Source organism: Rossellomorea aquimaris, from assembly GCF_000935355.1.
In the GTDB taxonomy this organism is placed as follows: domain Bacteria; phylum Bacillota; class Bacilli; order Bacillales; family Bacillaceae_B; genus Rossellomorea; species Rossellomorea aquimaris_B.
Map to the genome: position 1 here is coordinate 187,340 of NZ_JXZC01000006.1, position 23,304 is coordinate 210,643.

Here is a 23,304-nt window from a genome sequence, read left to right on the forward strand (position 1 = left end):
GTGTTTTATGTGAAATGACAAGAAATAGGTGTTTTTTGAATGCTTGAATTATTGATAATTCGGGATTTTATAGGTTTTTCCGATTTGAATCTTTGCAGGGGGCACATCATTTAATTCTTCGAAATCGGTAATCACACGTTCGATGGAAACAGGCATAGAACCATCAAGAAGATCTTCTACAAGACTTAAGACTGTATCACCGGGTTTGACTTCCATTTCAACATAAGAAATGGAAGAAGGATCGTCTTCAGATGGAGACTCCTGTGAAACCGGAGGAGCCGCTTGATTTACCTGTGGCTGAGCTGTTGCGACTGTGGCCTCTTTGTATAGGAGCCTTAAGGTTCCCTTATTTAAATCATAATAAACGCTATAAAGAAGAATGATAATACCAAAGAATATAGCCATTCGTTTCATACAGACCTTCCTCCCGTATTGTTAGAGTGAATCAAATATTGAAGGGGTTACGCATCATGACAAATAGGCTTCTCCAACTTGTAATCGGGTTACTTCCCATATTAATGGTACTTGGAAATTCAATGCTTATTCCCATTCTGCCAAGTATTGAAGCGGATTTACATTTGAACAGCGGCTGGTCAGGTTTTATCTTAAGTTCATTCACCATACCTGCCGCAGTGGTGATTCCTTTCGTCGGGCTGTTATCTGATCGCTATGGGCGAAAACGGTTAATCACAGTTTCACTATGGGTTATGATTCTGGGAAGTGTGCTTTGTGTTGTGAGCGGTGAAGTAAGTGAAACCGTCAGTCTTTTTATGATTGGCCGAGGATTGCAAGGTGTGGGGGCAGCCGGGACGACGCCTCTTGCCATGGCCTTGATCGGTGACATTTATCAAGGGCAGGAACGCTCAAGAATGTTAGGGTCATTGGAAGTGTTTAATGGCATAGGCAAGGTGGCCGCACCTCTTATTGGTGCTACACTGGCTATCCTTGTCCATTGGAATCATGCATTTTGGGTGTTTCCTGTATTGTGCGTGCTGATTTTAATCGGACTTAGAAAAACGATTGAAACGAAAGAGGGTTATCACAAGGCTGATAATAAGAACCTGTACTCCATTTTTATTTCAAAGGGACGCTTATTATTTCCACTATATGCGATTGGAGGGATAGGCTTATTTTTATTATTCGGCATTCTCTTCTTTCTTTCCTACCATATTGAAAATACTTTTCATATTGATGGCTTTTTCAAGGGGTTTACATTTATCTTTCCACTTGGTGCGATGACCATTAGCTCTTACTGGTGCGGGGGGAGTTTAAAGACGGATGAGGAACAGGGATGGACGTATATGAAATGTGGGTTGTATATGATGTTGGTACCATTAGGCTTTCTGATCTTTTTTTCCTCATTGGGGTTTTTGATGTTTTTTATCACAGTAAGCTTTGGTGGATTGGGCTTGATGCTGCCGGTCATTAATACCTTTATTACGGGAAGTGTATTGGAGCAAGAACGGGGATTGGTTGTCAGTATTTATGGAGCAGTGAGGTTCGGTGGGGTTGCACTGGGACCCATTGCTTACAGCCTTTGGAAACACGATGTGTTACAAATGTATTTGATCACCTTTGCATTTTCCCTTCTTAACTTGATGTTATTTATGCTTCTGTCCAACCGTAAGAAGGGGGTCTTTCGTCCTGAAATTCAATAAACCTTTACGCAAGCTTTACATTTCCTTCATCTTTCTTTGAGAAAATGAAATGTGGAAAGATTAGGGAAGGGTGTATGAATTTGTTGCAAATATTGAACTTCTTAAGAGAATGGCCTCAGCGGATTAAAAGGGTTCTAAAAAGGAAAATGACTGTTCCATTTTCCAAGAGTTTGACATTAAAGCATCGATTATTGGTAGTCATTTTACTTCTGGTTGTCACTACTGGCTCAACAATTGGAGGGATATCTTATTTAAAGTCGAAACAGGCTACGATTCATCTTATGGAACAGCGTTTGGACCGAGAAGTGACCTCGATAAATGATATCGCACAAAGCTTGATGCTCATTTATGTCGGTAAACAGGACCAGTTTGAGAAAAAACTAAATGATGTGATCAAGAAACAGGATACAGCATTGATCCAAGATAATATTGAAGCACAATTCTATTTTATTAAAGATTCTGAAGCTGTACCGTTTTCAGTTAGTAAAGGTTCTGAATTGCAATTTGGGAAACATCTTATAGATGAAATCGAAGAACTTGAAAAAGGGACCATCGAAACAAACATAGAGGGGGAAACCTATACGATGGCTTTTCATTCGATTCAAGAGCTGCAAGGTGAATACGTGATCGTTGTCCCTCAGGAAGAGTATATGCAAGACATTCGGTCAATGGCTGCCTATACACTGGTTCTTATTGGTCTTAGCGTTGGGACGGCCTTAATCATTGTCTTATTTTTGGTGAACCGGTTGACCTCGCCGATCGCTCAATTGCGCGAATCGATGAAGAAAATAAGAGATGGTGATCTGGCTGCCAACATCCCTGTAGAAACGACGATGCCGGAAATCGTTTCCCTTCAAAAGAGTTTTGATTCGATGACACTGAAAATGAAAGACTTGATACATAATATTCATCAAACAACAGATAGCTTAGCATCTACAGGGATACGGCTTCAAACCTCTTCAGCTGAATTATTGAAAGAAAATGAGTATATGGTAGAAACGGTAAGAATGGTGAAAGGGGGGGCAGAAGAAACGGCAGGTACTTCCGAAGTAAATGTCAACCACTTCCAAGAAATGAAGATAACCGTAAAATCCATATTTAAGAAAATGAATTCTGTCTTTGAGAAAACAAAGGATATGAATGATTCTGCGGGTGACGGAGAATACAAGGTTGATAAAATGGTTGGGGGGTTGAACAGGGTATCAGGAGACTTTAAGCAAATGAATAAGATCATTCAAGAAGTCCATGATCAATCTTCCTCCATCGTTAAAGTGATTTCATTGATTAATCAAGTTGCTGAACAAACGAAACTCCTGGCTCTCAATGCCACGATTGAAGCCGCAAGGGCGGGTGAATCCGGTCGTGGATTTGCGGTTGTCGCTAATGAAGTAAAGAAGCTTGCAGATCAATCATCAGTAGCTACCAAGAATATTACTGAAACTATTCATACTATGGAGTCAATAACCTTAAATGCATCCAGGCAATTCGATCAATTTTTCAAAGAATTTCAGTACTATGTATCAGAAGCTACTGAGACACGAGAATCGTTTGATCAGTTGAAAAATGAAATAGATGGAGTTACGGCGGATTTGCATAATATGAAGGCGGATTTGGGGTATTTAGAAACATCTCTCCCAAAGTTGGAGGCTTCTACAGAGGCGTTTTCTTCCGTTTCACAAGAAACGTTAGCAGGAACGGAGCAGATGCTTGCGGCCTTCGAGGAGCAGCACGAAAAGGTTAGGAATACCCATGAAGTAGGAGAAGAGCTTTTGAAAGCTTCTAACCAACTAAAGGAATTAAGCAGGCAATTCAAGTTATAGAGATATAGCGAATGGTTCCTATGAAGATGACGTGAAAGGGAAATCCCTGTCTCCGGGTGAGACAGGGATTCTTATTATGCCCGGATCCTCTTTTGAGGAATCTCTTTCACGACTAAGTAAAGAATGACGGTAATCACAAACCAATCCAATATCGGGGCTGCAGGAATATAGGTTTGCAGCATTTCCATTAGGGTAAAAAATAACGTGGAAACCGTCGCGGAATAGGCGGTGATCCGAAAGCTTTGCCGGTAGTTAACATTTCGTTTAAGAACATTCGCAAACGTAATACCGATTATGGCGAAGAGCGTGATCTTCAAGAACGTCATTCCGGAAGTGAATAAGAAAAGAAAGAATAAAGCTACGGGAAGGAGAATCCATTTCATATCTATTAGCGAATCCAATAAATCAATTAAGCCATCTTTTGTAAGGGCTGTATCGCCAAATAAACTATAGGAAGAAGATTGGACATTCCCTTGATTGATGACTACGAAACTCTTTTCCAAAAAGGCTATCGTATCATCGTTTGTGTCAAGTTTTCCTTCCTTCAAATCGCCTGTACTGTCAAAGATGATAGTGGTGCCTTCCTTTTCTAATGTGATCGGTTCTGATTGATTGGAAGATAACGAACCATTTTCGATTGTAAAGGGTGGAAATTCAGCTTCAATTGATTCTCTTACATTGTCGATGGCACTGGTTGCAAACGATATAAACTGTACAGCCACTGGTAAAATAGATATTAGTGCCAATAAAAAAACGTAACGGATCGTCTTGCCAATTCCCTGAAAACGGAATGTTGCAATGTCTTTTGGGGAATAGATACTTTTATACAATTGTTGAAATACGTTCATTACTTTTTTTCTCCTTTCATGCAGTCCATATCTATTCTATTCTTGTCTTTCCTCTTCAGCAAGTATCGAACATGTGAACAATTTGTACTAATTATATTTTGTAATACAAATGTAATAAAAGATGAGTTTTATTAACCTATTGTAAATTTGGAGTGAAAAGTATTTACCTTTTCTCCATAATATATTAAAAATGATATGGGGTTTTTGTTGTTTAATGTCGAAAATTTATGTAGGGGTTGAAAAAATGGAATTAAATTGGCAAGAGATGTTGTTTCAGTTCTTTGGAGGATTAGGGATTTTCCTCTTCGGGATAAAGTATATGGGGGACGGACTTCAAAAGTCTGCCGGTGAACGCCTGAAAGAAATTCTTGATAAGTTCACGACCAACCCATTCATGGGCGTATTGGCAGGTATTTTTGTTACCGTCTTAATACAGTCCAGTAGTGGAACAACGGTTATCGTAGTAGGATTAGTAAGCGCAGGCTTCATGACGCTCAGACAAGCGATCGGTGTCATCATGGGTGCAAATATCGGTACAACCGTAACAGCGTTTATCATCGGGATCGATATTGGAGAATATGCATTACCAATCATTGCAGTGGGTACAATCATGCTATTCTTCTTTAAGAATAAAAAAGTACACAATTTAGGACAGATGATTTTTGGTTTCGGTGCATTGTTCTATGGATTGGAATTAATGGGTGGAGGAATGAAGCCACTTCGTTCACTTGAAGCTTTTCACGACTTAACTGTAAGTATGAGTACAAATCCGATTCTTGGAGTGGTAATTGGAACTCTATTTACTGTAATTGTACAAAGTTCATCTGCAACAATTGGTATTTTACAAGAGCTATACAGTTCAGATTTAGTGGACATCCAGGCAGCACTTCCTATTTTATTCGGGGATAATATCGGAACGACCATTACGGCAGTTCTTGCAGCTTTGGGTGCTTCAGTCGCGGCAAGACGCGCTGCAGCAGTCCATGTACTCTTTAATCTGATTGGCTCAACAATATTTTTAATCATATTGCCATTTTTCACTAAGTTTGTTCTGTTTTTACAATCTTCATTTAATCTGAATGAACCGATGACAATCGCTTTTGCTCACGGCTCATTTAATATAACGAATACGATTATTCAGTTCCCGTTCATCGCCCTATTAGCAGTAATCGTAACGAAATTGATCCCAGGGCAGGATTCACTTGTTGATTATAACTCTAAACATTTAGACCCGATGTTTATTGAACAATCACCTTCCATCGCTTTAGGTCAAGCGAAGGAAGAAGTACTGCGCATGGGTAAATTCGCTGTCAAGGGATTAGAAGAAACGAATGAATTCTTAAAGTCAAAGAGCTCTAAGAATGCTGAAGCAGCTTATCAAATTGAAGGTGCCATTAATAATCTTGATAAGAAGATCACGAATTACCTGGTTGATTTATCTTCAGCTTCTTTATCTGAAAACGAATCAGAAAGACACTCTATACTGATGGATACCGTGCGGGACATCGAACGTGTAGGTGATCACTTTGAGAATATCGTTGAACTGATTGAGTACCAACAAACCAACAAGGTTAAAATTACAGATGATGCTATGAACGACCTTGAAATAATGTTTAGTCTAACAATTGAAACAGTGGAAAAAGCGTTAAAATCTTTAGACTTAAACGATACTGACATTGCAAGGGAAGTAGCTGAAAAAGAAGATCAGATCGATAAAATGGAAAGAAAGCTTCGCAAACAACATATTCTGCGCATGAACGAAGGGAAATGTTCTGGACAAGCAGGTATCGTGTTTGTCGACATCGTCAGCAACTTAGAACGTATCGGTGATCATGCAGTCAATATTGCAGAAGCAGTATTGGGTGTAGAATAATAAAAGTGCTGACCCATTTGATATTTGTCAAATGGGTCAGTTTTTTTTATACTTTATGAGAGGTGTTAAAAGATGGAAATGATTTATTGGAGTATTATTATCGTACTGATGATTTTATCTTTTGTTGGATTGATTTATCCAATATTGCCCAGTGTCGTCTTTCTGATTGGAAGCTTCATTTTGTACGGAGTGTTTTTCAGCTTCGAACCGTTCAGCTGGTTATTCTGGACAGTACAGCTTCTATTCGTGATTCTTCTTTTCGGTGCAGATTACATGGCGAATCTCATAGGTGTCAAAAAATTTGGAGGAACGAAAGCCGGAATCTGGGGGAGTACAATCGGCTTATTGATTGGCCCTTTTGTCATCCCCGTGATCGGGATCCTTATCGGCCCGTTTTTAGGCGCAATCATAGGTGAATGGGTAGTGCACAGGTCTGGTCTTAAGACTGCCGTCAAGGTAGGCGTAGGATCCGTTGTTGGATTCATCTCCAGTGTCGTGACAAAAGGTATCATCCAGATTGTCATGGCTATCTATTTCTTCGTTATCATTTGACCAAAAAGTATTTTCTTATGACTAGAGAAAAATATATAGGGGATTTTATACTTGTAAGAAAAAGTGAAGAAATGAAGGCAAAATATTTGAACAGATATAGTAGTTTTGGTAATCTTATACTGAAACGGCCTGAATTTATTGTTCAGGAAACTATACATAGGGAGGAATTTATAATGGCTTACGAATTACCGCAATTACCTTATGCATATGATGCTTTAGAGCCTCATATTGACAAGGACACAATGAACATTCACCACACAAAACACCATAACGCATATGTTACGAAAGTAAATGATGCACTTCAAGGTCACGATGATTTACTAAGCAAATCCATTGAAGATCTTGTTTCTAACTTAGACGCTGTTCCTGAAGGTGCTCGTACTGCAGTACGCAACAATGGTGGCGGCCACGCTAATCACTCTCTATTCTGGACAGTATTATCTCCGAATGGTGGAGGCGCTCCCTCTGGAGAGTTGGCGGATGCCATTTCTTCCAAGTTCGGAAGCTTCGATTCCTTTAAAGAAGAGTTCGCTAACGCTGCTGCTACTCGTTTTGGCTCAGGTTGGGCTTGGCTTGTGGTAAACAACGGAGAATTAGAAGTAACAAGCACACCAAACCAGGATAGTCCTCTGATGGAAGGTAAAACTCCAGTTTTAGGTCTTGATGTTTGGGAGCATGCTTACTACCTGAATTATCAAAACCGTCGCCCTGATTACATCGGTGCATTCTGGAATGTTGTAAACTGGGATGAAGTAGCGAAGCGTTATTCAGCTGCTAAATAATTTAATCCTACGAGGAGAGAGGTTCTTTCAAGAACCTCTCTTTTTTTTGTATAACTTCCCTCCCTTTTTCACAAGATAGGGGTACGTTAAAGGGGAGTTTTTCAAATGAGTAGCTATAAAAAGTTATTAGGCGATATTGATTTAACGAAAGATCTGACTCTGCTGCTATTGATTGGCGGATTATATTCATTGAGTATTGCGCTCTCAAACACATTTGTAAACATCTACTTGTGGAAGCAATCTGGTGAATTCATTGATTTAGGCATCTATAATTTAACTGTTGTCATCTTTCAGCCATTAACTTTTATATTAGCTGGAAGGTGGGCAAAGAAAGTAGACCGGGTGATTGTATTACGCTTCGGGGTTATTTTTTTGGCTCTATTTTACATATCTGTATTGGCTTTCGGGGAGTCGGCAGAAAATTACCTGGTTGTGTTAGGAGCTTTGCTCGGAATTGGCTATGGCTTTTATTGGTTAGCGTTTAATGTACTGACCTTTGAAATTACCGAACCTGAAACGAGAGATTTTTTCAATGGATTCCTCGGTACGTTAACGTCAGCTGGAGGAATGGTCGGCCCGATCCTCGCAGGTTTTATCATCTCCAGATTTGCTTCGTATAAGGGCTATACCATAGTATTCGGTTTATCTCTCTTGCTATTTGCTATAGCCGTCCTTTTGAGCTTCTCTCTAAAAAGACGACCGGCATCCGGACGGTATCTATTCCTAAGAATCCTGGAAGAAAGGAAGAACAATGCGAATTGGCGCTTCATTACGAATGCCCACTTCTTCCAGGGACTGAGGGAAGGAACGTTTATCTTCATTATTTCAGTGTTTGTGTTCATCAGCACTGGAAGTGAGTTTGCCATTGGTACGTTTGGTCTCATCAACTCCGGAATCGCATTCGTTGGGTATTATATTGCCTCAAGAGTGATTAAGAAAAAATTTCGGAAACGAGCGATTCTGCTGGGGGGTATCCTCCTCTACTTAGCGATCTTCTTAATCGTATTCGATGTATCCTACACGAAATTATTGTTGTACGCAGGCGTGATTGCCATTGCTTATCCTATCCTCCTGGTTCCTTATATTTCAATGACGTATGACGTAATCGGAACGGGATGGAACGCCGCTGAAATGAGAATTGAGTATATTGTCGTGAGGGAGATTTTCTTGAATTTAGGAAGAATTGTGTCCGTGTTGTCTTTCATCATAGCCGTCACATTTTTCAACCAGGAGGAGAGTATCCCCATCCTCCTACTAATGCTTGGAGCGGGTCATACCCTCATTTATTTCTTTGTGCGAAAGGTCGAACTGCCCATATAGGATATTAAAGCAAAGAGAGGGAAAGATTTCCTCTCTTTGCTTATGGCTAGATTATCCTTGAGATTTTCTATAAAATAAGATGGGATGGTAACGAAATAAAGAAATTTTTACATAGAGGAAGGGTTGGAACGATTGAAAAGAAATAAGAGAAAAAGAAAGACGCATGTTCCCGTACGGATGAATCTGCTGTTTTTTGCCGTGTTCTTATTATTTTCTCTTCTTGTTCTCAGACTGGGACTCGTTCAAATCGTGAACGGAGAAAGCTACAAGAAGGAAGTAGAAAGAACAGAGGATGTTGTTGTCAATACAGGTGTACCACGGGGGAAAATGTATGATCGATATGGGAATGTGATAGTCGATAATGTTCCTTTAAATGCAATTACTTATACACGGGCAAACAATACCAAGGTCGATGAAATGATGGAAGTTGCATCCAAGCTTTCTGAGTATATTGAAAAAGATACGAAAGAAGTAACGGAAAGAGACAAGAAAGATTATTGGATATTGAATAATAAAGAAGAAGCAGACGCAAAGGTTTCAGACAAAGAAATAAAAAAGCTTCAGGGCGATGAAGAACTCTCTGAAGATGATGTGAATGCGAAAGTATATCAAATGAGATTGGACCGTATCACCGAAAAAGAGCTGGCGTCATTGACAGAAAAAGACCTGGAAATCATTGCGATTTATCGCGAGTTCTCAAGTGGTTATGCTTTAAATCCACAAATTGTGAAGAACGAAGGAGTCACTCCGGAAGAATTCGCTGTCGTCAGTGAACATCTCAGTGAACTTCCAGGCGTGAATACGACGACAGACTGGAAGCGATCCTACGTATTTGATGATACGTTAAGAACCATTCTGGGAAACGTGTCTTCTTCACGGGAAGGTTTACCTGAGAATCTAGTAGATTCTTATTTAGCGAAAGACTATAACCGGAATGATCGTGTAGGAAAAAGCTATGTAGAATTAGAATATGAAGATGTTCTGCAAGGTCAAAAGGAACAAATTAAAAACGTCACCAAAGGCGGAAGTGTATTAGAGTCTGTACTCGTTCAAGAAGGTCAACGGGGGAAAGACATTGTTCTCACCATTGATATGGAGTTACAGCGAGAAGTAGAAAAGATCATTGAAGAAGAATTACGAAAACAGATGGTCAATCGCGGTGAGTCTCCTAACCTGGATCGAGCATACGTTGTCATGATTGACCCTAATACCGGGGAAATATTAGCCATGGCCGGAAAACAGTATGTGAAGAATTCTGAAACGGGCAAGTACGAGATGAGGGATGCTGCGTTAGGAACCTTTACATCTTCTTATGAAGTGGGATCTGTTGTAAAGGGGGCCACTGTTTTAACCGGCTACATGACGGGTAACTTGACTCCTGGTGAAGTGCTTGTAGATGAACCGATTAAAATTGGTAATGACCGGCCAAAAACTTCATGGTTTAACCGATCGGGAAGAATTCCGATGTCCGACTTGTTCGCACTTGAGAAATCTTCAAACTCATATATGTGGAAAATTGCATTTAGAATTGCCGGAAGAGAATACATTCCGAACGAAACCATGATTAATAATCCACAGGCATTTGACGTTTTGCGAAATCATTATGCTCAATTCGGACTGGGTGTGCCGACTGGAATCGACTTACCTGGTGAGTCTTCCGGACTTACAGGTACAGACACCACTCCAGGTTTCTTACTGGATTTAGCGATCGGGCAGTTCGATACGTATACAACGATGCAATTAGCCCAGTACATTTCAACCATTGCAAATGATGGTTATCGTGTGGAGCCACATATCATGAAAGAAATAAGAGAGCCGACAAACGATCTGGACAGCCTGGGACCAATCCTGTTTGAGAAAGAAACGAATGTGCTGAATCGAATTGATGCGACTCAAGCCCAAATCGAACATGTTCAACAAGGTTTCTACCGGGTGTACCACTATCCTGATGGAACGGCGTATGATCAATTTAAAAATGCACCATATAATGCAGCGGGTAAATCAGGTACTGCGGAGACATATGTAGATGGGGAGCTGAACTACAACACCACTCTCATCGGGTACGCCCCATTTGATAACCCGGAAGTGGCTTATGCTACAATGGTTCCCTCTTCACATATCCAAGCAAGCGGAGTGGCAGATCCTTACGTTAATAAATACATCTCTAAACGAGTGATGGATAAGTACTTTGAACTTAAGAAGAAACGTGCAGGAGAAGTGAAGGACCCGACTTCTGTTAATAAGAAAGTAGAAAATGCCGAAGAAGCAGAAGAACAGATGCAAGAGGAAAGAGAACAGAATAACTAAACAGACTTAAGCTGGTTTCCACGAAATAACTTTCTGGAAATCAGCTTTTTTCTTATGTCTTTTTACACAAAAACAAGTGATCATTTTAATAATCAAAATGAAAATCACGGTCAAATCGAAAAATATTTGTTTTTTTTTGAAGGACACATAATTCGCAAACCTTTGTCTAATACTATGTTTAATAAGGGTTTGACAAGGTTTTAAGGTTTGGGGGAGTGTCTGAAGATGAAGAAAAATGTCGAATTTACAAAACCTTTACAAACGGTTAAAACCTCATTAACACTCATCTATTAATCTATTACTCGTAGGACAAAACAACCAAGTTTCTTAGGGGGAATTTAGGAATGAAAAGCTTTAAGTATCTGGCAATGTCAGCAATGATCGGATCAGCTCTTGTATTAGGGGCATGTGGTGCTCAAGGTGGAGCAGAGAATGGTTCAGGAGAACAGCTATCCGGCAGTGTTAAAATGGATGGTTCATCAACTGTAGCTCCAATCATGGAGGCTGTTAACGAAGAGTATGCAGCTACACAACCTGATGTAAAAGTATCTATCGGTGTATCCGGTTCTGGTGGTGGATTTGAAAAGTTCATCGCAGGTGAAACTGATCTTTCAAACGCTTCCCGTCCAATCAAAGACGAAGAAAAGCAAAAGCTGGAAGAAGCTGGTATAGATTTCACGGAATTTGAAGTTGCTAAAGATGGTCTTACAATCGTTGTGAACAAAGAAAACGACTGGGCAGAAGATATGACAGTAGAGGATCTTCAAAAGCTATGGCTTGAAGATGGAAAGACTAAGAAATGGTCTGATATCAATCCGGAATGGCCGGATGAAGAAGTGAAGTTCTACTCTCCTGGTACTGACTCAGGAACATATGATTATTTCAATGAAGTAGTTTTAGAAGAAAAAGATATGGTTAAACAAAACATTCAGCTATCTGAAGATGATAACGTTCTTGTACAAGGTGTAACAGGTGATAAAAACGCAATCGGATTCTTCGGTTATGCTTACTACCTTGCAAATAAGGATCAACTTAAAGCAGTGAAAATCGGCGGTGTCGAGCCAAATAACGAAACAATCGAGAGCGGGGAATACACGCCACTATCACGCCCATTATTCGTATATGCTAAAAACGCTTCTGTAAAAGATAATGAAGCTGTATATGATTTCATGAAATTCACCCTTGACAACTCTGCTGAAATGGCAGAAGCAGTTGGCTATGTAAGTCTTCCGGAAGAGAAAATCAAGGAAGCTAAAGATGCATTAGAGGGTCTGAAATAATCAAGTATCGTTGGTAAAGTCAAAAATACAGATGAGAAGCGACTAATACTTGCTTCTCATCTTGTCATGTGGATGAAAGGGGTTTGCATTTTATGGCTTCAAATTCAAAAGAATCATCATATTCTGTTGCAGACATGATCGCACAAAAAAGAGGGAAAGGCTTCAATCGGTCATTCGAGAAGTCAATACCGTGGATTTTATTTGCAATAGCCGGGGTTTCAGTATTAACCACGATTGGTATCGTATTTACGCTTATATTTGAAACATTTACGTTCTTTTCGAGAGTATCTGTATTTGATTTCATAACAGGGACGGAATGGTTTCCTTTTTCTATTCAAAATCCTAGCTATGGGATCCTTCCTTTAATCTCCGGTACACTGAAGATCACCGGAATTGCAGTAGTAGTGGCAGTACCTATAGGACTTGCTTCCGCCATTTATTTGAGTGAGTATGCAACGGATCGTTCAAGAAGATTCATCAAACCGATATTAGAAGTGTTAGCAGGGATTCCCACAATCGTATTTGGATTCTTTGCTCTAACATTCGTTACTCCTGTATTGAAGTCTTTTATACCTTCATTAAGTATATTTAACGCATTAAGTCCTGGAATTGTAGTTGGGATCATGATTATTCCCATGATTGCTTCTCTATCTGAAGACGCGATGTCGTCTGTTCCGAATTCCATTCGTGAAGGTGCACAGGCATTAGGGGCAACTAAATTAGAAGTTGCACTTAAGGTTGTTCTACCCGCTGCCGTATCAGGGATTGTTGCATCGATCGTTCTTGCCATTTCCCGTGCAATTGGAGAGACCATGATTGTAACGGTTGCTGCAGGAGCATCTCCCAACCTCTCTTGGAATGTTACTGATTCCATCCAGACGATGACCGCGTATATCGTTCAGGTAAGTACTGGGGATGCAGGGTATGGAACGACGATTTACTATAGTATTTATGCAGTAGGTTTCACTTTATTCTTATTCACTCTTGGTATGAACCTGCTTGCTCAATACATCTCTAAGCGATTCAGAGAGGAGTATTAATCATGAAGTATATCAATCATGAAAATGTCTTAAAAAAGATGTCTTCAAGGCTTATGGTGAATAGCGTCTTTAAAGGGCTTTTCTTCCTGGCAACATTATTTGGCTTGGTCGTGTTAAGTGTATTATTATATCGGGTATTCACTCAAGGAATTGGATACTTGGATCTGCAGTTTTTACAAAGTGTGGGATCAAGGTTCCCTGAAAAAGCAGGAATCTATGCTGCCTTTATAGGAACGATTTGGCTGATGTTCGTGGTTGTTATTGTTTCGTTCATCATAGCAGTGGGAACGGCCATTTATTTAGAAGAATATGCTAAACAAAACAAAATCAATAAGTTTATCAAAGTAAATATTTCAAACCTTGCAGGGGTTCCTTCCGTTGTGTTTGGTCTCTTAGGTTTAACGATTTTTGCCCGTGCCTTTGCTCTTGGTCAAAGTGTTTTGGCAGCAGGGTTAACGATGAGTTTGTTAATACTGCCTGTGATCATTGTAGCCGCTCAAGAAGCGATTCGTTCAGTACCAAGAGAGTTAAGGGACGCATCGTATGGTATGGGAGCTACAAAATGGCAGACGATTACTAGAGTCGTCTTACCAGCCGCAATACCGGGAATATTGACAGGGAGCATATTAGCGTTTTCCCGTGCAATCGGAGAAACTGCCCCACTCGTTGTCATCGGTGTACCAACGATCTTATTATTTACACCAGGTTCCATCTTGGATACATTTACGGCACTTCCAATGCAAATCTATGATTGGACAAAACGTCCACAAGCAGATTTCCATGATGTAGCAGCTGCGGGTATTATCATCCTGTTAGGCTTACTGTTACTCATGAACTCGATCGCAGTGCTGATTCGTAATAAGTTCCAAAAAAGATATTAATATCGCTTATTAATTGGTTTTTTAATGGATGAAGGAGGCTTTCAAAAATGGAAACAACAATGGTGAACAACAATCATAAAGGTACGATCAATCGTTCAGTGGGGAAAGAGCCAGTCTATCAAACAAAGCAGTTAAACTTATGGTACGGAACAAATCATGCGTTAAAAAATATTGATTTAGATATTATGGAAAATGAAGTGACGGCAATCATCGGTCCATCTGGCTGCGGTAAATCCACTTATATTAAAACATTAAATCGTATGATCGAACTGATCCCAAGCGTAAAAACATCAGGTGATATTCTTTATCGTGAGCGTAATATTTTTGATCGTAATTATCGTGTTGAGGAATTAAGAACGAAGGTGGGGATGGTATTCCAAAAACCTAATCCCTTCCCTAAGTCGATTTATGACAACATTGCGTACGGCCCGCGTATCCACGGAATTAAAAATAAAAAAGTCCTGGATGAAATTGTTGAAAAAAGCTTAAGGGGAGCGGCAATTTGGGATGAAGTGAAAGATCGTCTGAATCAAAATGCATATGGACTATCGGGTGGACAGCAGCAGCGTATTTGTATAGCAAGATGTCTTGCTATTGAGCCGGATGTCATTCTGATGGATGAACCTACTTCTGCCCTTGATCCGATTTCCACATTAAAGATTGAAGAACTGGTTCAAGAGTTAAAATCAGAATACAGTATTATTATTGTTACTCATAATATGCAACAGGCTGCACGTATTTCTGACCGCACAGCCTTCTTCCTGAACGGGGAAGTGGTTGAATTTGACAAAACGGATAAAATCTTCTCTACTCCATCTGATAAGCGTACAGAAGACTATATCTCCGGTCGTTTCGGTTAATTCACATCCAAAGAAGGATTAATACCAACAGGTGTTTAATTCCTACTATTGAGAAGTTAAAGTGTTGAAATAGGAAGGGGCTTAATCATGGCAGTAAGAGGACAATTTGATGCGAATCTAAAAGAACTGCAAACCAAATTAATGGATTTGGGTAATATTGCAAAGGTTGCACTTGAAAGAAGTATTGTGGCGTTAGAAGAGAAGGATGTTGATACGGCGCTTGCCATTATCGAAGGCGACCAAAAAGCCGATGATCTGGAAGAGGAAATCAATGACTTAGCCATATTGACAATCGCTAAACAACAGCCAGTCGCAACAGATTTAAGAAGAATCATTGTAGCAATCAAAATCGCTTCAGACTTGGAAAGAATCGCAGATTTCGCTGTGAATGTAGCGAAGTCGACGATACGTATTGGAAATGAACCTCTGATCAAACCGATTCATCATATTAAGGAAATGCACGCATTAACTTCAGAAATGATTCAGCTCACATTGGAGTCGTTTGTCGAGGAAGATGTGGCGAAAGCGAAGAGAATCGCTGATATGGATGATAAAGTTGATGACTTATATGGTGAAACGATTGTAGAGCTTCTGACACTCAATAAAGAAAAACCTGAATTCACGGCTCAGATTACTCAGCTCTCTTTCATTTGCCGATACCTTGAAAGAGCTGCGGATCATTCAACAAACATTGCAGAAGGTGTGTTCTATCTTGTGAAAGGTCGTCGTTACGACTTGAATGAATAGACAATCTAGCAAAAAGCTGTCCCTTACAAGGACAGCTTTTTTATGTATTTTATTCGAGCATGATTCAGGTCAATGAATTTGTTAACATGTTTATTCATAGACCCTCTTTTTATAGCTTCGAAATAAGTCGCTGGACTTCTGTATTAGAAAGTGCGGATTGCTTTGCGATTTGTTCGAGAGGTATCCCCTGTTGATGTAATGCAATGACTTGGTTTTTTACAACCTCGTGAATGGGTTTCCTGGCAGGAGCTGTTCTTTTTAAAGGTGCATCGCCATCCACCATCAGCTCTTCTTCTAATACCCGTATTCTCTTTTTTAACTGATAATGCTCCTGAAGAACATTCATTGACAAATCATCTATGTCTTTTTCAATATCACGATACCGATCCCGTATAAAAAACGAAATAACCAGTAATAGGATAGAGAAACTAACTAATGCAATGAATAGTAATTCCACTAAATCACCTCATGCCGTATTATTTTACTTTAGTTATAGCATAGATGAGGGCTTATCTCTATAAGATGGGGGGATAAATTTGCAGAATGAACCAATATTTTGTCGAATTTCATTGGACAATTATGAAAGAATCTTGTCGTTCTAAAAATGTAATCGCTTTATTATCATTCCAGCATAATAATTTGCAAAAAAAATGCATGACAAACCCCATTATCACCACGTTTAACAAGATACGACAAAATGCGTTTATTGTAGGTTTTTGAATAGGGTGTTACGATGAATTCATAGATAATTGTCATAATTTTTAGATTGAAATTATATAATATTTGGTTACTCTTTAGGAGGAATTGTTTTGATCACAGAAATCATTCGGTTAAAAGAACAAGGAGTGTCATTCAGGAAGATTGCCAAGGAGCTGAATACCACCGTCGGAAAAGTTCAATATCAATGGGTGAAGTATCAGAAGGCTCTGGATGGTGCATCTGGAAGTGAGGTTGCCCAGGTAGAAGTGATGGAGCAGACAATCCCCAAGAAACGCGTGGGAAGAGCTTCTTTCGGAAGGAAGATGCCCAAGCGCCGTGTGAAAAATCCACGTGCCACTGAGTTATCGATCATGTACTCAACTTCATCCAGAATCTATTGCTACTGGAATATTACAGAAGAATGGATCCGCCATGTGAAAAGTCATTTTAAAATGAATCATGATCCTCAACCTTTTGTCCTTCGATTATATGATATTACATCGATTTCCTTTAACGGACATAATCATCACACATACTCAGATTCATATGTTCCCCACACGGAGAGTGATTGGTTTGTAAATGGTCTAAAGGAAAACAGAAGCTACTGTATGGAAATTGGTTTGCGCTTACCGTCAGATGACTTTGTTGCATTCACCCGTTCCAATGTACTCCACACCCCAAGAACGTCCCATCATCAGGAGTATCATAGTATGAAAGAGTTATTTGAATATGAGCAAGGATTAATTAAGGAACCGAAATGGGTGGAGCATGTGAGCACCTATTCGTATTATGTAATGAATCAGGAGGAAAAGGCATGAAAGGAACGTCGGCAGTGATGATATATCCACAATTTAACGAACTGGCTTTTTCACAATGTAACGAACGGGAAGATTTACTCACTTCCATCCTTATTGAAAATAGTGCACTGTTAAATCTCCTTCAGCGAAACGAAGCATCCCCTGTACCTGTTGTGGTGAATCCCACCATCTTCTCACTTTTTATGAGTGAAGAGTTTAAAGAGAAAGCTCATTCAATCATTCAAGCCAACCTTCTGCAAGCAGAGCCGCATGAAAAGGGTAAATGGCAGCTGATTTATTCACAATGGTCAACCCATGACATGAATTTAGTACAAGCCTACAAGACCCTTGTGGTTGAAGGCAAAGCCACGGTGATCCCAACTGCGGTAAGCTCATTTCCACTGACTCACTACAGGACTCCGAGAGCGATTGAATCTCAGGTGCGGATGAGTACATTGTTGTTTAAGCAGTATTTTCAAATGATTCCAAAGGTTTTTTGGTTACCACAGGCAGCGTATGTGCCGGGTATTGACTTGTACCTTACTAAGCAAGGAATCGAATTCACATTTATCTCCTCCTACTCATATGAACATAGCGAAAAAGAACATGACAGCGGTGTAATCAGAACACCGAGGGGCTTAAAGTTAATACCGGTTTCAGAGGGTAGGATTGGAGCAATGGATGAGAAAGGTCATTCTCTCTCGATTGTTTTCATAAATGATAGTGGTAGCTACGATCAATTTAAAACAAGAGAGTTCACGCATTCATTAGAGGAAAAGATGGAATCTTCCACATCTCTTTCCAGAGTAGGTTTTGGATATCTTGGAATGGAGAAGCAAACCCCGATCCTATCTGACCGGGCCATGAAGAATATTCGAATGGTTCATCGGATGGAAGAGAAACTTGACGAACTATATTCCTCGGGAGAACGGACAGAGTTGACACATCAACTGCTCAGGGAATGGGTTGCAAGCCTCGAAGGTTCGAGTATTCAAAATGACTTGACGTCTGTCCACTTTGACCGCTTACTTGATTTGGTAATGGAAGGGCAGAACGATGAACATTTATTCCTTCATCGTAAAAGGGTCGTTCCATTTCCGTCTGATGAAATCCTTGAAAAACTTTTCGCAGGGAATGTAGAACAAAAAACGGAGAAACGGGATTCGGTCCTCCTTCTCTCGTGGGAGTATCCACCTAATATTGTAGGGGGACTCTCGAGGCATGTGTATGATCTTGCTAATAATCTTGTGAAAAAAGGGAAACAGGTGCATGTACTTACTGCCAAAGCAAATGATGCCCTGTCCCTTGAGAAAATGGAAGGGGTTACGATTCACCGTGTGCACCCATTACATCCATATGAAGAAGACTTCTTTAAATGGGTATTTGATTTAAATCAGTCGTTCATTCATTACGCTCATGATCTGATGGAAGATGAAAAAATCACTCATATTCATGCCCATGATTGGATTGTGTCCACTTCAGCGATGAAACTGAAAGAGTACTATAGGGTTCCTCTCATCACAACCATTCATGCTACGGAACATGGACGCAATCAAGGGATCTATACGGATTTGCAACACAAGATTCACCGGGAAGAGCAACTTCTCATTGGTGCATCTGACCATCTTATCGTCTGCAGCGAGCATATGAAAGAAGAAATCAAGAGCTTATTTACTATCGAGGCACCAATCGCTGTGATACCAAATGGTGTGGAATTGGAGAAGCTCGATCAATCTTCTCCTTATAGCTTTGAACAGCGATCCACTCCGTATTTCTTTTCAATCGGACGGATGGTTCATGAGAAAGGATTCGACACGATTATCCGCGTAGCCTCACAGTTAAAGAGAGAAGGGTTTACTACCTCTTTTATCATAGCCGGGAAAGGCCCAATGTTAGAGCACTATCGTCAAGTAGTAGCCCAAGAAGAGCTGAGTGACTGTGTGTCTTTCATCGGATACATTTCCGATAGGGAACGGAATGACTATCTGAAGAATTGTTTAGCCGTGATCTTTCCAAGCCTTTACGAGCCATTCGGCATTGTTGCACTGGAGGCAATGGCATTCCGTAAAGGAGTGGTGGCATCAAATACGGGAGGACTGAAAGCAATCGTGAAACATGAGCAAACCGGATTATTATTTGAGCCCAATAATGAACCAAGTCTTTATACACAATTGGTCTCATTGATCGAAGATCCTTCAAAGTCGGAGCAGTTGGGGAATCTCGGTTTCAAAATGGCCCAATCCATGTTTAGCTGGGATCGAATCGCGGATCAAACCATCCACGTGTATGATGATGTACTTCTTCAATCAAAAGTAGAGGGCATAAAAAGATGAAGGCCGTGATATTGGCAGGTGGAGAAGGCAAGCGTTTAAGACCCTACACAATGTCGATTGCGAAGCCGATGGTTCCGATTCTGAATAAGCCAATTCTTGAATACAGCATTACCCTCCTCAGGTCCTATGGGATTAAAGATATTCTAATTACAACCTGTTATAAAAGTGAAACGATTAAAGAGTATTTTGGCGATGGAAAACGGTTCGATGTGAACATTACCTATCTGGATGAAAAAAAACCACTTGGAACAGCAGGAGGTATCTTTCTTGCCAGACACAGGCTCCGTGAACCGTTTTTAGTATTAAGTGGAGATGCATTCACTAATATTCCGATTGATAAAGTCATTGACTTCCATTATGAGAAAAAAGCGGTCATGACCGTTGTCTCAAAAGAAGTGGTGAATCCAAAAGAATATGGGATTTGCCATACAGATGAAAATCGAAAGTTGGTTGATTTTATTGAAAAGCCGGAAGAGTGGGTAGGGAATGAAGTGAACACAGGGGTATATATGTTAGATCCACGGCTGCTTGATCGTTATGCTCACTTAGGAGCTAGGGATTTCAGTCAGGATTTCATTCCTCAGCTTCTCATAAATAATGAAGAAGTCTATGTCTTTAAAACGAGTGCTTATTGGAGAGATATCGGTAACCCTGAAGAATATAAAAGCGCCCGTGATGATCTCATGAGAGGGCAGTACTCTCCACCCTCCTTAAAAAATGGCTTCCACCACTCTAAAGACTTTATGGAGCCGTTTATTACCAGGCTTCAAGTAGCATGTCCAAATGGAAAGAAACCATTTGTCCTGGCTAAATTACTGGAAACCGTTCCTTCTTCCTCCAGTCAGAAAGAAGTCGTTTTTGATCATAGAGATGGGGGACGAACGAAAATCATTAGTGATCCGAAAAGAGGATTCATCATTTATTCCAAGGCTGACAGACGAAATCTGGCAAGGGAGCTTGCTAGATATTATGGAATGAAAATAAAAATCTGGCAAAAGGTGTAGAGGCTAATGAAGGAGAATCCGAATGATAAGTTCCATATCCAAGGAATGGCCTGGTGCAGGAATAATGAATATGTACCCCTTTATTCAGACAAACTAACCTCCCTTACCGGTATAAGTGTAAACATTAACGAAGAAATAGAAGGATGGGGAGAATCCTTTGCATTTGAAATGGAAAATACCTCAAAGGAATGCAGGCAACTTAAGGTTTTCTTTTTGATTGAATGGCTGGCTTGTAAGGAAGATGGAGTCGGGGTTCAGTCACTATCGAAGGATACGTTCTGGAATTACAGTGGTAAGCTTGTTGCCATAACCAACATTGTTTCCTGTGCTTCGTCTGTTAAGAAATCCATCTATCCCCTTAATTTGAAAGGCTTGCAGCTATGGAAGAAATCCTTGAATAATGGAAGCCTTTACTACTATCCGATCACCAATGGCCTCAATATGATGGTCTATATGTTAGACTTTTCATTCAAGCCTTTTGAAGTGAAACAAGGCAAAGTATATGCCATTGAAGGGGCAATGGAAAAAGAGGTTTCAAATTTAAGCGATAGAATAAAAAACGGACTAGCATTTCCAAAAGAAAAGTGATATTATAGAAAAGTCGTATGAATAGTAGATGATGTATATGTTTGGAGGGAAATAATAATGCGTGTAAACATTACTTTGGCTTGCACAGAAACTGGTGAGCGTAACTATATTACTACTAAGAACAAGCGTAACAACCCAGACCGTCTTGAGCTAAAAAAATATTGCCCGAAATTAAAGCGTGTGACTCTTCACCGCGAAACGAAATAAGCAGCCGGATTTTATCCGCTGCTTTTTTTTATGCACATAACTGTTACAGCATCGCAAATACATAGAGAATCCATTAAAATAATAGGAGGTATGGAGGGATATTATGTCTAAAAAAGAACTACGTAATCTTCAGCTTAAATCATTGAAGTTAATCGATCGTATAGCGTTTCAACAAAAGTGTTTTAAAATAGAACAATTACTCTTTGAATCTCCTGAGTGGAAGAAGAGCAAAACCGTCGCGGTGACCATTTCAAAGCCTCCGGAAGTCGATACGTGGAATATCATCAAACGGGGCTGGGAAGAAGGGAAAACAGTAGTTGTTCCTAAATGTATTCCGAAAAACCGTGAACTGGTCTTCTATGAGCTTCATGATTTTCATCAGCTTGAACAATCCTACTTTGATTTGTATGAACCAGATCCCAATAAGTCAACCGTTGTAAATAATGACGTTATTGAATTGATGATCGTTCCAGGTCTTGCTTATACAGAAACGGGCTATCGTCTGGGGTTTGGCGGGGGATACTATGACAGGTTACTCTCAGCCTATTCAGGTATTACGCTATCCCTTGCCTTTGAAGAGCAATTGGTCGGGACATTGCCGATCGAATCCTTCGACATACCCGTTGGAACGATTATGACGGAAAAAGGACGAATCGATTGTGGCCGCTGAGTATCTCTTTGTTCTCCTTTTTATTTGCTCTATCGCCTTAGCAGGGTGGAAAACCAGTAATTTAAGTTCCTCAGGCGCTGTAATGGCCATAATGATAGGGCTTGCTATTGGCTATTCATATGGCTTTGAGGGACTGTTTATATTAGGCGTGTTCTTTCTGTCATCAAGTATTTGGTCCCGGCTTTTTAAGAAGGATAAGCTGGGAATAGAAGCTCGTTTAGCCAAAACGTCCATCAGGGACTGGCAGCAGGTATTGGCTAACGGAGGTCCTGCGGCCATCTTTGCCATTATATTTAGTTTTACGGGAAACGAGGTCTGGACACTTGCCTTCATTGCGTCGATCTCTGGGGCAAACGCTGATACTTGGGCCTCTGAAATCGGTCCTCTTAGTCAAAAAATGCCCTTTTCAGTAAGATCGTTCAGGAGAGTTCCGAAAGGCACGTCCGGTGCTATCTCCATCATCGGTACAGTTGCGGCGGTGTTGGGAGCGGCCCTTATTTCACTTGCTTCATTGATTATGTTGAATGATATGGATTCAACTCTCTTTTTTCTACTGATACTTTCTGGTTTTTTAGGGAACATCCTGGATACAGTGTTGGGAGCTTTCATTCAACTGGAGTATAAGTGTCCGGTTTGCAATCTTCGAACAGAATCACCTTTTCATTGTGGACATCACACCGAAAGGACGAAAGGGATTCCTTTCGTAAATAACGAGTTTGTGAATGCTATGTCGAGTCTATTTGCAGGAATACTTATGCTTATTTTATCTTGACGGTAATGAAAGAAAATATCGCTTCCTTATAATTTAGTGGGATAAGCTTCCCGATAATGACCAAACTACTATCAGGAGGGATCGTCATGAACGGATGGACAAAATGGTTACTGCTGGGCGGTTTGATTCTTTTGCTGATTCCAAACCGATACCGATTGTTAAATGTACTTCTCGGGAACTTTCTCATTAGAAAATTTGCAGTAAAAGCGGCGATGGGGGTACCAGGTATTCGGTCAAAATTTATTCAAGGTGCATTTAGAGGATGA

Annotated in this window: 23 protein-coding genes; 20 read left to right on the plus strand and 3 right to left on the minus strand. The window is 40.2% G+C overall.

Annotated elements, in window-relative coordinates; all coding sequences use genetic code 11:
* Positions 1 to 48: 48 nt before the first annotated feature.
* Complete coding sequence (locus tag TV75_RS15225) at positions 49 to 414, minus strand: hypothetical protein (RefSeq protein ID WP_044339639.1); 366 nt, start codon at positions 412 to 414, stop codon at positions 49 to 51.
* 56 nt (positions 415 to 470) lie between these two features.
* Between TV75_RS15225 and TV75_RS15230 the strand changes: the two genes are divergently transcribed.
* Positions 471 to 1,658, plus strand: a complete 1,188-nt coding sequence (locus tag TV75_RS15230; protein WP_044339640.1) for an MFS transporter — start codon at positions 471 to 473, stop codon at positions 1,656 to 1,658.
* A gap of 74 nt (positions 1,659 to 1,732) precedes the next feature.
* Positions 1,733 to 3,478, plus strand: a complete 1,746-nt coding sequence (locus TV75_RS15235; RefSeq protein ID WP_172655781.1) for a methyl-accepting chemotaxis protein — start codon at positions 1,733 to 1,735, stop codon at positions 3,476 to 3,478.
* 74 nt (positions 3,479 to 3,552) lie between these two features.
* Here TV75_RS15235 and TV75_RS15240 read toward each other — a convergent pair whose 3' ends face one another.
* Positions 3,553 to 4,326 carry a DUF1189 domain-containing protein gene (locus TV75_RS15240; protein ID WP_044339641.1) on the minus strand — a complete coding sequence of 258 codons (774 nt, stop codon included), beginning with the start codon at positions 4,324 to 4,326 and terminating at the stop codon, positions 3,553 to 3,555.
* A 244-nt stretch (positions 4,327 to 4,570) separates the two neighbouring features.
* Between TV75_RS15240 and TV75_RS15245 the strand changes: the two genes are divergently transcribed.
* The 10 genes from TV75_RS15245 (at position 4,571) to phoU (ending at position 15,968) form a co-directional block, all read left to right on the plus strand.
* Complete coding sequence (locus TV75_RS15245; protein ID WP_044339642.1) at positions 4,571 to 6,199, plus strand: Na/Pi cotransporter family protein; 1,629 nt, start codon at positions 4,571 to 4,573, stop codon at positions 6,197 to 6,199.
* A gap of 72 nt (positions 6,200 to 6,271) precedes the next feature.
* Entirely contained in the window at positions 6,272 to 6,751 is a 480-nt protein-coding gene (locus tag TV75_RS15250) for a DUF456 domain-containing protein (protein ID WP_044339643.1), read from the plus strand.
* A gap of 173 nt (positions 6,752 to 6,924) precedes the next feature.
* Entirely contained in the window at positions 6,925 to 7,533 is a 609-nt protein-coding gene (locus TV75_RS15255; RefSeq protein ID WP_044339644.1) for a superoxide dismutase, read from the plus strand.
* Positions 7,534 to 7,638: 105 nt separating this feature from the next.
* Positions 7,639 to 8,853, plus strand: a complete 1,215-nt coding sequence (locus tag TV75_RS15260) for an MFS transporter (protein WP_044339645.1) — start codon at positions 7,639 to 7,641, stop codon at positions 8,851 to 8,853.
* A 111-nt stretch (positions 8,854 to 8,964) separates the two neighbouring features.
* Positions 8,965 to 11,160: a penicillin-binding transpeptidase domain-containing protein gene (locus TV75_RS15265; protein ID WP_044339646.1), complete on the plus strand. Its 2,196-nt coding sequence runs from the start codon at positions 8,965 to 8,967 to the stop codon at positions 11,158 to 11,160.
* Between the two features lie 344 nt (positions 11,161 to 11,504).
* A complete protein-coding gene (locus tag TV75_RS15270; RefSeq protein WP_044339647.1) occupies positions 11,505 to 12,440 on the plus strand; it encodes a PstS family phosphate ABC transporter substrate-binding protein in 936 nt (311 codons plus the stop codon).
* 134 nt (positions 12,441 to 12,574) lie between these two features.
* On the plus strand, positions 12,575 to 13,480 hold the full coding sequence (pstC, locus tag TV75_RS15275; RefSeq protein ID WP_374057035.1) for a phosphate ABC transporter permease subunit PstC: 906 nt from the start codon (positions 12,575 to 12,577) through the stop codon (positions 13,478 to 13,480).
* A 2-nt stretch (positions 13,481 to 13,482) separates the two neighbouring features.
* Entirely contained in the window at positions 13,483 to 14,361 is an 879-nt protein-coding gene (pstA, locus tag TV75_RS15280; RefSeq protein WP_044339649.1) for a phosphate ABC transporter permease PstA, read from the plus strand.
* A gap of 47 nt (positions 14,362 to 14,408) precedes the next feature.
* The gene (pstB, locus tag TV75_RS15285) at positions 14,409 to 15,221 is read left to right on the plus strand and encodes a phosphate ABC transporter ATP-binding protein PstB (protein ID WP_044339650.1); all 813 of its coding nucleotides are present in this window, start codon (positions 14,409 to 14,411) and stop codon (positions 15,219 to 15,221) included.
* 87 nt (positions 15,222 to 15,308) lie between these two features.
* Entirely contained in the window at positions 15,309 to 15,968 is a 660-nt protein-coding gene (phoU, locus tag TV75_RS15290) for a phosphate signaling complex protein PhoU (protein WP_044339651.1), read from the plus strand.
* A 109-nt stretch (positions 15,969 to 16,077) separates the two neighbouring features.
* Here the strand turns inward: phoU and TV75_RS15295 are convergent, their stop codons facing one another.
* Entirely contained in the window at positions 16,078 to 16,425 is a 348-nt protein-coding gene (locus TV75_RS15295) for a hypothetical protein (RefSeq protein WP_044339652.1), read from the minus strand.
* A 352-nt stretch (positions 16,426 to 16,777) separates the two neighbouring features.
* On the opposite strand from TV75_RS15295, the gene TV75_RS15300 reads away from it, so the two are divergent.
* The 8 genes from TV75_RS15300 to TV75_RS15330 all read left to right on the plus strand — a co-directional run bounded on the left by TV75_RS15300 (position 16,778) and on the right by TV75_RS15330 (position 23,304).
* Positions 16,778 to 17,485 carry a DUF4912 domain-containing protein gene (locus TV75_RS15300; RefSeq protein ID WP_044339653.1) on the plus strand — a complete coding sequence of 236 codons (708 nt, stop codon included), beginning with the start codon at positions 16,778 to 16,780 and terminating at the stop codon, positions 17,483 to 17,485.
* Entirely contained in the window at positions 17,482 to 19,797 is a 2,316-nt protein-coding gene (locus tag TV75_RS21220; protein WP_052504578.1) for a glycosyltransferase, read from the plus strand. Before TV75_RS15300 ends, TV75_RS21220 begins: the two co-directional genes overlap by 4 nt.
* Positions 19,794 to 20,801 carry a nucleotidyltransferase family protein gene (locus tag TV75_RS15310; protein ID WP_044339654.1) on the plus strand — a complete coding sequence of 336 codons (1,008 nt, stop codon included), beginning with the start codon at positions 19,794 to 19,796 and terminating at the stop codon, positions 20,799 to 20,801. The genes TV75_RS21220 and TV75_RS15310 overlap by 4 nt, the downstream gene beginning before the upstream one ends.
* 6 nt (positions 20,802 to 20,807) lie before the next feature.
* Positions 20,808 to 21,389 (plus strand): hypothetical protein, encoded by a 582-nt coding sequence (locus TV75_RS15315; RefSeq protein WP_044339655.1) that lies wholly within the window; start codon positions 20,808 to 20,810, stop codon positions 21,387 to 21,389.
* A 57-nt stretch (positions 21,390 to 21,446) separates the two neighbouring features.
* Positions 21,447 to 21,596 carry a 50S ribosomal protein L33 gene (gene rpmG / locus TV75_RS21595; RefSeq protein WP_064091498.1) on the plus strand — a complete coding sequence of 50 codons (150 nt, stop codon included), beginning with the start codon at positions 21,447 to 21,449 and terminating at the stop codon, positions 21,594 to 21,596.
* Positions 21,597 to 21,699: 103 nt separating this feature from the next.
* Positions 21,700 to 22,266 (plus strand): 5-formyltetrahydrofolate cyclo-ligase, encoded by a 567-nt coding sequence (locus tag TV75_RS15320; RefSeq protein ID WP_044339656.1) that lies wholly within the window; start codon positions 21,700 to 21,702, stop codon positions 22,264 to 22,266.
* Positions 22,256 to 23,038, plus strand: a complete 783-nt coding sequence (locus TV75_RS15325; RefSeq protein WP_044339657.1) for a DUF92 domain-containing protein — start codon at positions 22,256 to 22,258, stop codon at positions 23,036 to 23,038. The genes TV75_RS15320 and TV75_RS15325 overlap by 11 nt, the downstream gene beginning before the upstream one ends.
* An 86-nt stretch (positions 23,039 to 23,124) precedes the next feature.
* Positions 23,125 to 23,304 (plus strand): hypothetical protein, encoded by a 180-nt coding sequence (locus tag TV75_RS15330; protein ID WP_044339658.1) that lies wholly within the window; start codon positions 23,125 to 23,127, stop codon positions 23,302 to 23,304.

Bases quoted from the DNA above. Each gene is read 5' to 3' on its own strand.
- TV75_RS15225 (WP_044339639.1), bottom strand. From the start codon at position 414: ATGAAACGAATGGCTATATTCTTTGGTATTATCATTCTTCTTTATAGC.
- TV75_RS15230 (WP_044339640.1), top strand. From the start codon at position 471: ATGACAAATAGGCTTCTCCAACTTGTAATCGGGTTACTTCCCATATTA.
- TV75_RS15235 (WP_172655781.1), top strand. From the start codon at position 1,733: ATGAATTTGTTGCAAATATTGAACTTCTTAAGAGAATGGCCTCAGCGG.
- TV75_RS15240 (WP_044339641.1), bottom strand. From the start codon at position 4,326: ATGAACGTATTTCAACAATTGTATAAAAGTATCTATTCCCCAAAAGAC.
- TV75_RS15245 (WP_044339642.1), top strand. From the start codon at position 4,571: ATGGAATTAAATTGGCAAGAGATGTTGTTTCAGTTCTTTGGAGGATTA.
- TV75_RS15250 (WP_044339643.1), top strand. From the start codon at position 6,272: ATGGAAATGATTTATTGGAGTATTATTATCGTACTGATGATTTTATCT.
- TV75_RS15255 (WP_044339644.1), top strand. From the start codon at position 6,925: ATGGCTTACGAATTACCGCAATTACCTTATGCATATGATGCTTTAGAG.
- TV75_RS15260 (WP_044339645.1), top strand. From the start codon at position 7,639: ATGAGTAGCTATAAAAAGTTATTAGGCGATATTGATTTAACGAAAGAT.
- TV75_RS15270 (WP_044339647.1), top strand. From the start codon at position 11,505: ATGAAAAGCTTTAAGTATCTGGCAATGTCAGCAATGATCGGATCAGCT.
- pstC (WP_374057035.1), top strand. From the start codon at position 12,575: ATGATCGCACAAAAAAGAGGGAAAGGCTTCAATCGGTCATTCGAGAAG.
- pstA (WP_044339649.1), top strand. From the start codon at position 13,483: ATGAAGTATATCAATCATGAAAATGTCTTAAAAAAGATGTCTTCAAGG.
- pstB (WP_044339650.1), top strand. From the start codon at position 14,409: ATGGAAACAACAATGGTGAACAACAATCATAAAGGTACGATCAATCGT.
- phoU (WP_044339651.1), top strand. From the start codon at position 15,309: ATGGCAGTAAGAGGACAATTTGATGCGAATCTAAAAGAACTGCAAACC.
- TV75_RS21220 (WP_052504578.1), top strand. From the start codon at position 17,482: ATGAAAGGAACGTCGGCAGTGATGATATATCCACAATTTAACGAACTG.
- TV75_RS15310 (WP_044339654.1), top strand. From the start codon at position 19,794: ATGAAGGCCGTGATATTGGCAGGTGGAGAAGGCAAGCGTTTAAGACCC.
- TV75_RS15315 (WP_044339655.1), top strand. From the start codon at position 20,808: ATGAAGGAGAATCCGAATGATAAGTTCCATATCCAAGGAATGGCCTGG.
- rpmG (WP_064091498.1), top strand. From the start codon at position 21,447: ATGCGTGTAAACATTACTTTGGCTTGCACAGAAACTGGTGAGCGTAAC.
- TV75_RS15320 (WP_044339656.1), top strand. From the start codon at position 21,700: ATGTCTAAAAAAGAACTACGTAATCTTCAGCTTAAATCATTGAAGTTA.
- TV75_RS15330 (WP_044339658.1), top strand. From the start codon at position 23,125: ATGAACGGATGGACAAAATGGTTACTGCTGGGCGGTTTGATTCTTTTG.